Raw genomic sequence first — 13,254 nt, 5'->3', positions numbered from 1 at the left:
TCCTTTATGCAAACTGACGAACTTCGCCGTCGCCTTCAATGTTAGTTACGCAGCGAGTACACAATGTTGGGTGAGCCTCGATAGTGCCAACTTCTTCTCTATGATGCCAGCAACGCTCACACTTCTCTGCTGTGCTTGAAGCAACCACTAATTTAAGTGATGCCAACTCAGTCTCAACCGCTTCAGTTGTTGCATCAGCTAAAGGCAATACTTTGGCTTCAGAGGTCAACAACACAAATCTTAATTCATCGCCAATATGGGTTAATTGCTCAGTCAAAGTGGCATCCGCAAACAAGGTCACTTCGGCTTCTAATGAACCTCCGATACGTTTGTCGCGCCGAGCTTGTTCAATCACTTTGTTCACTTCATTACGAACTGCCAGCAACTGCTGCCAATAGTCATCGCTCAAATCCGTCGCTAACGTGACTGATTTCAAGCCTTGATACCATTCTTGGGTAAAGACATAAGCATCACGCTCACCAGGCAATAGTTGCCACACTTCATCGGCAGTGAAGCTGAGAACTGGCGCAATCCAACGCACCATAGCTTCAGCAATGTGGAACAGCGCCGATTGACAACTACGGCGCGCATGGCCTTCTTGCTTAGCCGTATATTGACGATCTTTAATGATGTCCAGATAGAAACTGCCTAACTCAACCGAGCAGAACTGCATCAGTTTTTGCGTCACTATATGGAAGTTATATTGATCATAGGCTTCGATAATTTCCTGTTGCAGCGCAGCGGCACGGCGAACAACCCAACGATCTAACGCCACCATATCTTCCACGGCCACTAGATCCTTAGCGGGATCAAAACCATTTAAGTTGGCTAATAGGAATCGAGCCGTGTTACGAATGCGACGGTAAGCATCGGCGCTGCGATTTAAAATTTCGTCAGAAACCGTCATCTCACCGCTGTAATCGGTTGCTGCCACCCATAAACGCAGAATATCGGCGCCTAATTTGTTAGTGACAGTTTGCGGCGCAATCACGTTACCGATGGACTTTGACATCTTACGGCCTTTACCATCAACGGTAAAACCGTGGGTAAGCACTTGTTTATAAGGAGCTTTACCATTCATCGCAGTTGATATCATCAAAGATGACATAAACCAACCGCGATGTTGATCGCTACCTTCAAGATACAAGTCAACACCATGACCATGGAATTCAGGGCGTGCAGCAACTACTGATGAAAAGGTTGAACCTGAGTCATACCAAACGTCCAAAGTATCAGTCACTTTACGGTATTGATCCGCCTCATCACCCAGCAATTCAGCGGCATCAAGATCCCACCAGGCTTGAATGCCCTGCTGTTCGATACGATTCGCCACGCGTTCCATTAACGACACGCTATCAGGATGCAACTCTTCGGTTTCTCGGTTCACAAACAGCGTGATAGGCACACCCCAAGTACGTTGGCGTGAGATACACCAGTCAGGGCGGTTTTCAACCATTTTTTCGATACGACTTTGGCCCCAATCAGGGATCCATTGGGTTTGTTCGATTTCTTTCAATGCTTGCGTGCGTAGGCCGTGGTTATCCATAGAGATGAACCACTGCGGTGTCGCGCGGAAGATAATTGGTGTTTTGTGGCGCCAGCAATGTGGGTAGCTGTGACGGTAAGCCACGTGATTCAGCAAGGCACCTTTTTCTCTCAGCAAAGCGACGACGTTATCGTTAGCTTTAAAAACATGTTGCCCAGCAAAATACTTAGTATCAGGCTTATATACACCATTATCGCCAACAGGGTTTGCAACTTCTAAACCGTACTTTTGACCAACAACAAAGTCGTCTTGGCCATGACCCGGTGCAGTATGAACGATACCGGTACCCGCATCAGTAGTGACGTGATCGCCTAAAATTGCAGGCACATCAAAATCCAAGAACGGGTGATTAAAGCAGACAAGCTCAAGCGCGGCGCCTTTGGTTGTACCAAGCACTGTATGGCTTTCTACGTTATAGCGAGTCAGGCAAGATTCAACCAAGACTTCAGCTAAAATAAGCGCTTGTGTCACACCGTCTTTTTCGAATTCGACTAAGCTGTAATCCAGCTCCGGACTCAAAGACAAGGCGCGGTTCGCAGGTAACGTCCATGGCGTGGTCGTCCAAATGACCATAGAGACAGGATGCGAGTAATCGCTTACCCCAAACTTAGCCGCAACGGCTTTGCTGTCAGCGGCGACAAACGCCACATCAATAGCAGGTGATGTCTTATCTTCATATTCGACTTCGGCTTCAGCTAACGCTGAACCACAGTCGGTACACCAATGCACAGGTTTGACGCCTTTATGCAAGTGACCACTTTCAATCACTTTCGATAAAGAACGAACGATATTAGCTTCTGTTGAAAAATCCATCGTTAAGTACGGATTTTGCCAATCACCCAACACACCTAAACGGATAAAGTCTTCACGTTGGCCGTTAACTTGCTCTGCAGCGTATTTACGGCATTCTTCACGGAATTCTGCTGCAGTGATTTTTTGACCAGGCTTACCCACTTTTTGCTCAACTTTCAGCTCAATAGGTAAACCATGGCAATCCCAACCTGGAACATAAGGCGCGTCAAAACCAGACATGGTTTTTGACTTAACAATAATGTCCTTGAGGATTTTATTAACTGAGTGACCAATATGAATACTGCCATTTGCATACGGTGGGCCGTCATGCAAAATGAAGGGAGTACGGCCAATTCGGCTATCACGGATCTGCTGATACAAACCGTCTTTTGTCCAGCGCTCTAACATCTCTGGCTCGCGATTTGCCAAATTACCACGCATCGGAAACTCTGTTTCCGGCAAATTCAAAGTAAATTTATAGTCGCTCATTGATCCTATACCGTTAATTAAACTGATAAATTTCAGCCTGCATCATTACCAAATAAAGCTCGGGCTTCATTTGCATCATTTAAAATCTGTTTTTTTAGCGCATCCAATGAGTCAAAAGGCTGCTCATCTCGGAGTTTAGCCACCAACTCGACTTCAACATGTTTGCCGTAAATGTCATCTTCAAAATCAAAAAGATGCACCTCAAGCTGACACACTTGACCGTTCACTGTCGGGCGAAACCCAATATTGGCTACGCCCTCATAAATATCGCTGTTATCCCAATAACATTTAACCGCAAACACACCGCGTACCGGCACAACATTGCGCTTTAAGGCAATATTCGCAGTAGGAAATCCGATAGTACGGCCAATTTTTTGCCCATGTGCAACACGACCACTGAGTGTAAAAGGATGACCTAATAGACGTCTCGCCTGCTCAAGATTGCCCTTCGCCAATTGTTCACGCACAGCAGTGGAACTCACCCGCTGGGACCCCACAATAAAACTCTGCGTACTCACAACCGTAAAGCCGAAACGCTCCCCAGCATGCATGAGCATGTCAAAATTACCTTTACGGCCTTGGCCAAAACAAAAATCATCACCCACAACCAGATATTTGACACCGAGCTTACGAACTAACAATTCTTCAATAAAATGCTCTGCAGGTTGACTCGCAAAAGCGCGATTAAAGTTAACACACACTAACCGCTCAACACCTAGCTCATCGAGTAAAATGACTTTATCACGTAATAAACTCAAACGAGCGGGAGCATTATCACCGCTGAACAACTCTTGTGGTTGAGGTTCAAACGTCATCACCGTCGATGGCAGCGATAATTGCTTCGCCTTCTGCACTAAGTTGGTAATCACTTGAGCATGACCACGATGAACACCGTCAAAATTACCTATAGTCAAAACACACCCATGGTGAGATGACAAAATGTTATGTATACCGCGGATTAATTCCATAACGTTAGACAACTGCTAAGCGCAAATCGGCTGATTATATAACAGCTAGCGATGAGAATCAGCAATCATGCTCCCCGTTTCATTGACCAAGGACGAATTCCAAACACAAGTAACCCAAGCAGATAAGTTACAGCCCCCAAAGCAATTAAGCCCATCAAAGCCTTCCCACGCTCAATCAGGTGCCATTCTAGCCATTGGGATTGTGACGGCAAAAAGTAGTATAAGACTACCACCATCAAGGCTGTAGAGACCACGGCTTTAGCAAAAAACACCATCGTTGGCTTCGAAACTCGATATACCCCCGCTAAATGCAAACCTCGGTATAGTAATGTCGCGTTGAGCAATGCTGACATGGAGGTCGCAATCGCCAATCCAACATATCCAAAAGGTACCGCAAACAAGAGGTTAAACCCCATGTTAGTAATCATAGCAATAATGCCATATCGTACGGGCGTCTTAGTATCTTGGCGGGAGTAATATCCTGGCGCCAGCACTTTAATCAGCATAAAGCTAAGTAAACCACTACCGTAAGCCATCAAACTATAGGAAGCCATTTCTACATCGTGAACAGAGAAAGCGCCGCGCATAAACAGCACCATCAACATGGGCTTAGCTAATACGATTAATCCCATCATTGCAGGCAACCCAAGCAATAAAATCGCTTTTATTCCCCAGTCCATGGTTTTACCAAAACCAGCGCCTTCAGCATTAACATGGTTTCGTGAAAGTGCAGGTAAAATAACCGTTCCAATCGCAATCCCAAAAAGCCCAAGCGGAAACTCCAACAATCGATCAGAGTAATAAAGCCAACTAATTGAGCCTGTCATCAAAAAACTAGCAATAAAGGTATCAAACAAAAGGTTAATTTGTGAAACAGATACACCAAATAATGCAGGGATCATTAGCGTTCTAATCTTAACGACACCAGGGTGATTCCAGCCCCAAGAAGGTTTAACAAGCGCATTTTCTCGCAAAAGAAAGGGAATTTGAAATAAAAACTGAATCAATCCACCACAAAACACCCCCCAAGCGAGAGTGATTTCAGGTTGAGTCGATGTTGGTGCATAGAAAATAGCCGCAGCAATAATCGCCACGTTAAGAAATACAGGCGTAAAAGCCGATACCGCAAAACGTCCTCGGGTGTTTAAAATTGAGCCAGCTAAGGCAGTAAAAGTGATAAACCACAAATAAGGGAAAGTAATTTTAAGCACGACGGTAGCAAGTTCAAATTTCGCACCATCAGGCTCATTGTTAAGCCATGCGATGAACCAACCGCCACCAAATAGTGCCGATAATACAGGTGACGCTATTACTCCAACTAAGGTGACTATTGTCACTAACAAACCAAGTGTTCCCGCTACCTTACTCAATAACTCACGGGTTTCCTCCGATGAATGCTTTTCCTGATATTCAGTTAAAACAGGAACAAATGCTTGTGCAAATGCACCTTCTGCAAATAAGCGGCGTAAAAAATTTGGAATTTTATTGGCGAAGAAAAAAACATCCGCACTGGTTCCGGCTCCCATCAAGTTTGCAACTACAACATCTCTTATCAAACCTAAAACACGGGATATCAATGTCATTGCACTGACTATCATACCAGATCTTAATAATTTTCTACTCAAACGTCCCCCAGACCTACATCGAATTGATTAGGTGATTCATCTCAAAAAATCGACTCAGGCTCTGTCACACCGCGGCAATAGCTGTTAGAATTGCGCCACATATTACACGAGTTGGGTTGAAGATAGCCAAGGCAGGTTGGATTAATTTATCTTTATGATGAATATTCAATCATAGTCATTGACAAAGTGACTAAATGCAGGCATATTCCTCGGCCTTTAAAAGTATCAAATCCAGTTTTTAGGAGTTGCACCTTGGCTAATAGCAAGTCTGCAAAGAAGCGCGCGCTTCAATCTGAAAAGCGTCGTCAGCATAACGCCAGCCGTCGCTCAATGTTACGTACATACGTTAAAAAAGTAATCGCTGCAATTAAAGCAGGCGATCACAAAACGGCAACAGAAGCTTTTGCTGTTGCACAACCAATCGTTGACCGTATGGCGACTAAAGGTCTTATTCACAAGAATAAAGCCGCTCGTCAAAAGGCTCGTTTGAACGCTAAGATCAAAGCAATCGCTGCTTAATGACTAGCAAATCAAAAAAAACCGGCAATTGCCGGTTTTTTTATATCTGAAAAATATCAATGACAATAGATGTTATTCAGTAGATGGATCATCTCCCGTACTTCATCACTTTTCAGTGAGTAAAATACCGTTTGCGCTTCTTTGCGTGTGGTTACTAAATTATCTTTGCGTAACCAAGCAAGGTGTTGCGACAGTGCCGATTGACTTAAGCCTAATTTCTTGTTCATTTCGCCAACACACATTTCTCCTTCATTCAATAAATAACAAAGGATAAATAAACGGCGTTCGTTTGCGAGTGCCTTTAATAGCACTACAGCATGATCGGCTCGCTCCTGCATTAATTCAATATTCATTACGCACTTCTTCTCCTAAATCTAACCCCTGCGCTAATATAGCGTTGCCTTACAGATATAGTCGGGACATAAAGCACACTTTTTGCTAGATTGTTTTTAAAAGTGGGACATGCTTAATAAAAATAAAGGAAACCTATGAAGCGCTACCAAACAACATTGATGACAGGTCTTTTAATTAGCAGCTTAAACGCTTGCCAAAATCACGTTGAAACAATGTCAATAACAAATAACGATGCCTACCTATTACAACAAACCGCATTATCCTCATCATTAGGATACGACATCGTAGAATCCTTAACCGTTGAAGTCGGACCTAGACTAGCTGGAAGTCCTAAAGATATTATTGCGGTAAATTGGGCCATGGATAAATTAACTCATCTCGGGTTTGATCGAGTATATAAAGAACCAGTACAAGTCCCCATATGGGAACGCGGTGAAGCCAAAGCTAAGATAACCTTTCCCGTTGAACAGCCTCTGGTAATCACCGCTCTTGGTGGTAGTGTTGCAACACCAACGACAGGAATTCAAGCGAAGATCATCCGTTTTGATAGCTTAGAAGCGCTTAAACAAGCAAACCCTGAGGATGTCAAAGGTAGGATAGCCTTTATTGACCAAAAGACTGAACGGCATATCACGGGTGAAGGATACGGTAAGAGTGTTGGAGGACGTTCTAAAGGTGCTGTTGCTGCGGCAGAGAAAGGAGCTGTAGCGATTATTATCCGATCGATTGGCACAGATCACGATCGCATGGCCCATACAGGTGTGATGCGTTACCAAGATGGTGTACCCAAAATCCCCGCAGCGGCAATGTCAAATCCCGATGCAGACTTAGTCACTGCAATGCTAAGACGCGATCCAAATGCAATACTCGAGTTGCAGATGTCACCAAAGAACTCAGGTTTTAATACCTCTTACAATGTCATTGCCGAAGTAACGGGCAGTAGTAAGCCCAATGAAATAGTACTCATTGGTGCTCATTTAGATTCTTGGGATGAAGGTACTGGCGCGATTGATGACGGTGCCGGTGTTGCCATTGTGACTGCGGCGGCAAAACATATCCAAGATTTACCGATAAAACCTGCACGTACGGTAAGAGTAGTACTTTATGCAGCGGAGGAGATTGGTCTCATGGGAGGAAAAGCCTATGCTGAAGCCCATAAAGCAGAATTACCTTTGCATTATATTGCCGCTGAATCTGATTTTGGTGCTGGGCGCATTTACCAAATTGATACAAAAGTAAATGAAGGCGTATTCACAAAAGTGCAAAATATATTAAAACCTATGACCTTGAATGGCGTTACGCTTGGAAGTAATCAGGCTTCAGCGGGACCCGATATTTCAATGTTGCCCGCACAGGGAGTACCCGTTGCCTCTCTGAGACAGGATGGCCGCGATTACTTTGACTATCATCACACCCCAAATGATACTTTAGACAAAATTGATCCCGCAGCATTAGCGCAAAATGTTGCTGCCTATGCACAATTTGCTTATCTCATGGCAAATTCGAATATAGTACTTACTCCATTGGCGAGTGAAATAAAATAACAAGTAAATGGAGTAATAGAGAATGACGTTAACCGTTCTCTATTATTCCCTTCTATTTCCTATTGTGCTTCACGTAAAAAAGTCGGCTCACTCTGCGTACTATGCTCTTCGCTGTAGTAATAGCCTGCTGCATCAAATTTTATTAATTCATCGATAGAGTTTATCTGCTGTTTAATAATATACCGCGCCATCATGCCTCGAGCTCGCTTAGCAAAAAAGCTAATCACTTTATATTGACCATTTTTATAATCTTTAAATACTGGTGTGATTAATTGCCCATCTAACTGTCTCACTTTTATCGCTTTGAAATATTCATTAGAGGCTAAATTAACGACTATCCTATCACCCTGTTCCGTTAGCGTTTTGTTAACGGCTAGCGTTAATATATCTCCCCAAAAATCATAAAGATTCTTACCTCTAGCATTATTTAATGCAGTCCCCATTTCTAAACGATAAGGCAAGATTAAATCCAAGGGGCGCAATAAACCATACAACCCCGACAAAATACGCAACTGTGACTGAGCGCGTTCTAGCTCTTGTGATGATAATGTATCGGCATCAAAGCCTGTGTACACATCGCCTCTAAAAGCAAAAATGGCTTGTTTGGCATTTTCTAAAGTAAATTGAGGTTGCCACCCTTCAAAACGGGCAGCATTTAAACCTGCAATTTTATCACTGACTTTCATTAGTGTTGCTATATCACTCGGAGCTAACTGTCGACAAACTTGGATCAACTCTTGGCTATGGTATAAAAAATCAGGCTGAGAATAGACTTGAGTTAAGGGGGGCTGCTCAAAATCGAGGGTTTTAGCCGGTGAAACCAATATCAACATCAAAAACTCCAATTGAAAAAGAAGACCTTACCATCATACTTACCAGAGATAAAAAAACCACGTATTGCATACGTGGTTTTTGCAATAGCAATAATAAACAAACTAAAGAATAATGCTAAGCTAATGAATTACAGTACTTTAGCTGATTTAGCATCACCTGTATCTTGCCAAATATCATTATCTAGTTGATCCATAAGCTCAGGAAACTTACTGCGATCAAATTCTGGCATTTTCCCTGTTTTAAGCTGCTCACGATAATCGTTAATGACTCGGATAGCCAACCCAGATAAAAGCAGTAATGCCACAATATTTACTGTAGCCATAAGCCCCATTGAGACATCAGCTAAATTCCACACTAGACTAATCTTTGCAACGGCGCCAAACATCACCATACCTAATACACATAAGCGGAATAAGGGTAGTGCCTTGGTACTATTGCCAGTCAAAAACATCACATTCGTTTCAGCATAAGAATAGTTTGCAATAATAGAGGTAAAACAAAATAAGAAAATTGCGACTGCAATAAATGCCCCCCCCCAATCTCCAACATGAGTAGACATGGCATTGATAGTGAGTCGAATACCATCCTCACTAGTGCCAATATCCCCAGATAACAGGATGATCGCAGCCGTTGCAGTACAAATAACGATAGTATCGGCAAATACCCCCATCATTTGGACAAAGCCTTGAGATGCAGGATGATTAGGGTTAGGTGATGCACTTGCTGCAACATTTGCCGCACTCCCCATACCCGCTTCATTCGAGAAAAGTCCACGAGCAATACCCGCTTGCATCGCTTGCGAGACAGTATAAGCCACACCGCCAGCCGCAGCCTCTTGCCACCCAAAAGCACTCTTCACAATTAAGCTAATAATTGCAGGGAGTTGATCTAAATTGAACATAACGATAATGAAAGCAACGAGAATATAGGCTAACGCCATGATAGGCACTATAAACTCTGAGACTCGCGCCACTTTACGTAGACCGCCTACAATCACAAAGCCACTAGCGACGACCAATCCAATCCCGACATAAGTAGGATTAAAACCAAATACCCGTTCCATAGCACCAGTGATAGTATTTGCTTGTACTGCATTGAATACTAAACCAAATGCAATAATCAGAAAGACTGCAAATAAAATGCCCATCCATCTCTGACCCAGTCCTTTCTCCATATAATAAGAAGGGCCACCACGAAACTGACCATTATGATCTCGAACTTTATAAACCTGTGCTAAGGTTGATTCAACCATAGCAGTCGCCATACCTAAAATAGCGATGAGCCACATCCAAAATACCGCACCAGGGCCTGCTGCACCGATAGCGACAGCAACACCTGCCATATTACCGGCACCGACACGAGCAGCCATACTGGTGCAAAAGACTTGAAATGAAGAAAGTCCGCTATCGCAACCTTGTCGGCTCATGGTCATAACTTTAATGGAATGTTTAAAGTGAGTTAACTGGATAAAGGCAAGTCTAATACTGAAATAAAGACCAGCACCTACCAGTCCATAAACTAACAACTTGCCCCAAAGTAGCGCATTCAAAAAATTAACTATGGTTTCTAACATATTATTTTACTTCTTCCCGTAGCAAATGCTCCTCTAATGGTAATTAAAGGTACAACATCTGTGGTGAATGAATCCTTCCAAGTTAAAGGTAAGAATTTCAGTAGATTTATTTTTTCAAATTATCCTTCCGTGAATTTACAACATCACGGCTACCGAATTCAACGCAGCAAAGTAGCACAGTATTCGAAATCACTCATGTGATCAAGCCTACATTTACACGCTCAAACACCGACCGCGTCACTAGACATTACTTCACGCAAGCCTTTGTTAAAGCTAAATTAACAAATGAGAAAACTCAAATCACCAAACGTAACATCAAAAACAACTTTTAAAATTTGGATGTAGGGCACATTTTTGTAATAAAACTACAAATATAGTAACCCCATCGAAACTCAATTTACTTTTGTCAGCTCTAGTGAGGCTAAATATGACACACATCCATGAAATAAACGCTCTGAAAAAGTACGTCAGAGCAACAAACTTCCTTGCCACATCACAAATTTACCTCAAACAAAATGTCTTACATAAACGTCCACTAGCACACTCTGACATAAAACCACGCTTACTCGGTCACTGGGGAACGTGTCCTGGTATCAACTTTGTTTATGCCAACATTAACAGACTCATCGTTAAACATAATCGTCCATTCATCTATTTAGTTGGCCCTGGTCACGGTTTCCCAGCCGTACAAGCTAACCTATTCCTCGAAGGTTCCTTAAGCCACTTCTACCCTGAAACGATTCCGTATAACGAAACTGGTATCGAAGATATCTGTAAAAAGTTTTCAGCAGCCTATGGTTATCCTTCACACGCGAACCCAGAAGCTCCAGGGCAAATCCTTGAGGGGGGGGAATTAGGCTATTCACTTTCAGTAGGTTGGGGTGCCGTTCTCGATAATCCTGACCTAATCGCCACTGTTTTGATTGGTGACGGTGAATCAGAAACTGGCCCACTCGCAGCGTCATGGTATGCAAACCGTTTAGTATCACCGGCCACCAACGGGGCCGTGCTTCCAATAGTGCATATTAATGGTTATAAAATTTCTGGTCCAACTCGTATGGGGCGCATGAGCCATGAAGAGCTAGATCTTGAATTCCGAGGCTTAGGTTATTTCCCCATCATTGTTGACAGTGACGCAGAAGAAGATATCTATGTGCAGATGACAAATGCCATGGATACTGCTTACAGTATGATCAACGAGATTCAAACCCGAGCTCGTAGTGGTGAAGATGTCGTCAAACCTCGCTGGCCAGTGATCTTGATGCGGACAGCTAAAGGTTGGACAGGCGTGAGCGAATACAATGGTGTCAAGCTAGAGGGCAATTGCGAATCTCATCAAGTCATTGTGAATAAATGTGCGACTGACAAAGGCCACCTTGATGCACTCAATAACTGGCTAGCCAGTTATCATTTCCAAGAGCTTTATCATATGAATGATAAAGGTGAGCTGATTTTTGATGCCGATATCTGCTCATTAATCCCACCGAAACAACTTGCCTGTGGCCGCCAACACTTAACCTATGGTGGCGAAGTAGTTAGAGCTTTATCTAATCCCGATCTTGAAAAACTCTGCTACGGTCCAGAAGTTCCACGTGGTCAACGTGGTTTTTCAATGCTGAAAATGGGTCAGTGGATGCGAGATGCATTTAAGCTTAACCGTGATCAAAATAATCTACGTATTTTTAGTCCAGATGAAACCTATTCAAACCAATTACAAGCGGTATTTGAAGAAACAGATCGCGCATGGCAGTGGCCAATCGAAAGCTGGGATGAAGATATGTCCCGCGATGGACGAGTGATTGAATTATTATCAGAGAACTTGCTTTTCGGTATGTTGCATGGCTATACAGTAACGGGACGACATGGCATGTTCCCAACTTATGAGTCCTTCTCGCAGGTCGTTTCATCCATGGCAGATCAATACTGTAAGTATGTATATGCAAGCCAAGGTGTCCACTTCCGTAAACCACTACCAGCATGTAACGTCGTGCTATCTTCCCTCTTAGAGCGTCAAGATCACAATGGCTACTCACACCAAAACCCTTCATTTTTAGGGGCAATGTTAGAAAAACATCCAAAAATTATTTCGGCTTATTTACCTGCTGATGCCAACAGTACTCTCGTCTATACAGAGCGCGCATTTGCCGACCGTGACAAGCTCAATATTCTTGTTGCAGGTAAAAAAGAACTCCCTCAATGGTTAAGCCTAGAAGAAGCCCGTAAGCAAGCAAAAGACGGTGTTATGGTATGGGATTTTGCTTCTGACGAGAATCCCGATATTGTTCTTGCAGGCTGCGGAGACTATGTCACTCAAGAATGTATGGCATCCTTGGTATTAATTCGTGAACTCTTACCAAGAGCAAGAATTCGCTTCGTTAGTGTAACGGAATTAAGCAGTAATGGCTTAGGTAGCCGTAAGTTTAAAGAAAAGCCTTGGTTAATGGATGAAATATTTACTCAAGATAAAGGAGTCGTATTTAACTATCATGGTTATCCAAATACAATTAAAAAGTTAATTTTTGATTACAAAGGAAGTCGCCGTTTTAGAATTAAAGGATATGAAGAAGAAGGTTCAACAACCACACCATTCGATATGGGCGTTCGTAATGGAACATCACGCTATCACCTTGTTATTGATATGGCTTATAAGTTGTTCCAACAAGGCGTAATAGATGAAACTCAGCATGTTTCAATTACCACAGATATGCTGCAGAGACTTGTTGATCATCGCAACTATATTAAAGCAAATGGTGTTGATCCAATCGAAATTGAAAACTGGGTTTGGACACGTTAATTAACAAAATTAGCTAACAATATCGATACATTTTAAAGGCACTCTTTTGAGTGCCTTTTTAACATTCAAACGCATTAACGGAATGGTGAACGATAAAAACATTAGACTTAACACTGGAAAAATTTAACAAATGAGGTGATAATTAACCGCTGGCTACAATACCATAAGGATCCCCACACTCAGTGCTAGCAATGTTTTGCATAAAACCGCAAAGCA

At 42.8% G+C, this 13,254-nt stretch carries 9 protein-coding genes; 3 read left to right on the top strand and 6 right to left on the bottom strand.

The genetic code is table 11. The features are described 5' to 3' along the window. Positions 1 to 4 precede the first annotated feature (4 nt). The 3 genes from ileS to murJ all read right to left on the bottom strand — a co-directional run bounded on the left by ileS (position 5) and on the right by murJ (position 5,420). Positions 5 to 2,827 carry an isoleucine--tRNA ligase gene (ileS, locus tag MZ182_RS05040; RefSeq protein WP_011918849.1) on the bottom strand — a complete coding sequence of 941 codons (2,823 nt, stop codon included), beginning with the start codon at positions 2,825 to 2,827 and terminating at the stop codon, positions 5 to 7. Between the two features lie 32 nt (positions 2,828 to 2,859). After that, positions 2,860 to 3,795 carry a bifunctional riboflavin kinase/FAD synthetase gene (ribF, locus tag MZ182_RS05035; protein WP_011790373.1) on the bottom strand — a complete coding sequence of 312 codons (936 nt, stop codon included), beginning with the start codon at positions 3,793 to 3,795 and terminating at the stop codon, positions 2,860 to 2,862. Positions 3,796 to 3,860: 65 nt separating this feature from the next. Further along, complete coding sequence (murJ, locus tag MZ182_RS05030; protein ID WP_248069088.1) at positions 3,861 to 5,420, bottom strand: murein biosynthesis integral membrane protein MurJ; 1,560 nt, start codon at positions 5,418 to 5,420, stop codon at positions 3,861 to 3,863. Positions 5,421 to 5,672: 252 nt separating this feature from the next. On the opposite strand from murJ, the gene rpsT reads away from it, so the two are divergent. After that, on the top strand, positions 5,673 to 5,939 hold the full coding sequence (gene rpsT / locus MZ182_RS05025; protein WP_011790375.1) for a 30S ribosomal protein S20: 267 nt from the start codon (positions 5,673 to 5,675) through the stop codon (positions 5,937 to 5,939). 56 nt (positions 5,940 to 5,995) lie between these two features. Here the strand turns inward: rpsT and MZ182_RS05020 are convergent, their stop codons facing one another. Then, complete coding sequence (locus MZ182_RS05020) at positions 5,996 to 6,292, bottom strand: ArsR/SmtB family transcription factor (protein ID WP_006084975.1); 297 nt, start codon at positions 6,290 to 6,292, stop codon at positions 5,996 to 5,998. Between the two features lie 135 nt (positions 6,293 to 6,427). On the opposite strand from MZ182_RS05020, the gene MZ182_RS05015 reads away from it, so the two are divergent. Then, positions 6,428 to 7,837: a M28 family metallopeptidase gene (locus MZ182_RS05015; RefSeq protein WP_011918847.1), complete on the top strand. Its 1,410-nt coding sequence runs from the start codon at positions 6,428 to 6,430 to the stop codon at positions 7,835 to 7,837. Between the two features lie 59 nt (positions 7,838 to 7,896). On the opposite strand, the gene yaaA is transcribed toward MZ182_RS05015, so the two are convergent. Both yaaA and MZ182_RS05005 read right to left on the bottom strand, forming a co-directional pair. Next, positions 7,897 to 8,670 carry a peroxide stress protein YaaA gene (gene yaaA / locus MZ182_RS05010; RefSeq protein ID WP_011790377.1) on the bottom strand — a complete coding sequence of 258 codons (774 nt, stop codon included), beginning with the start codon at positions 8,668 to 8,670 and terminating at the stop codon, positions 7,897 to 7,899. A gap of 128 nt (positions 8,671 to 8,798) precedes the next feature. Further along, on the bottom strand, positions 8,799 to 10,244 hold the full coding sequence (locus MZ182_RS05005) for an alanine/glycine:cation symporter family protein (protein WP_011790378.1): 1,446 nt from the start codon (positions 10,242 to 10,244) through the stop codon (positions 8,799 to 8,801). Positions 10,245 to 10,671: 427 nt separating this feature from the next. On the opposite strand from MZ182_RS05005, the gene MZ182_RS05000 reads away from it, so the two are divergent. Next, on the top strand, positions 10,672 to 13,038 hold the full coding sequence (locus MZ182_RS05000; RefSeq protein ID WP_248069091.1) for a phosphoketolase family protein: 2,367 nt from the start codon (positions 10,672 to 10,674) through the stop codon (positions 13,036 to 13,038). The last annotated feature ends 216 nt before the right edge of the window (positions 13,039 to 13,254 follow it).

This window comes from Shewanella sp. JNE2, assembly GCF_023159115.1.
In the GTDB taxonomy this organism is placed as follows: domain Bacteria; phylum Pseudomonadota; class Gammaproteobacteria; order Enterobacterales; family Shewanellaceae; genus Shewanella; species Shewanella putrefaciens.
Note: the sequence above shows the minus strand (reverse complement) of the source record. Positions and strands in the feature narration are given on the sequence as shown.

Excerpts from the sequence above, each read along its gene's own strand:
- MZ182_RS05020 (WP_006084975.1), bottom strand. The coding sequence starts at position 6,292 with ATGAATATTGAATTAATGCAGGAGCGAGCCGATCATGCTGTAGTGCTA.
- ribF (WP_011790373.1), bottom strand. The coding sequence starts at position 3,795 with ATGGAATTAATCCGCGGTATACATAACATTTTGTCATCTCACCATGGG.
- ileS (WP_011918849.1), bottom strand. The coding sequence starts at position 2,827 with ATGAGCGACTATAAATTTACTTTGAATTTGCCGGAAACAGAGTTTCCG.
- yaaA (WP_011790377.1), bottom strand. The coding sequence starts at position 8,670 with ATGTTGATATTGGTTTCACCGGCTAAAACCCTCGATTTTGAGCAGCCC.
- MZ182_RS05005 (WP_011790378.1), bottom strand. The coding sequence starts at position 10,244 with ATGTTAGAAACCATAGTTAATTTTTTGAATGCGCTACTTTGGGGCAAG.
- MZ182_RS05000 (WP_248069091.1), top strand. The coding sequence starts at position 10,672 with ATGACACACATCCATGAAATAAACGCTCTGAAAAAGTACGTCAGAGCA.
- MZ182_RS05015 (WP_011918847.1), top strand. The coding sequence starts at position 6,428 with ATGAAGCGCTACCAAACAACATTGATGACAGGTCTTTTAATTAGCAGC.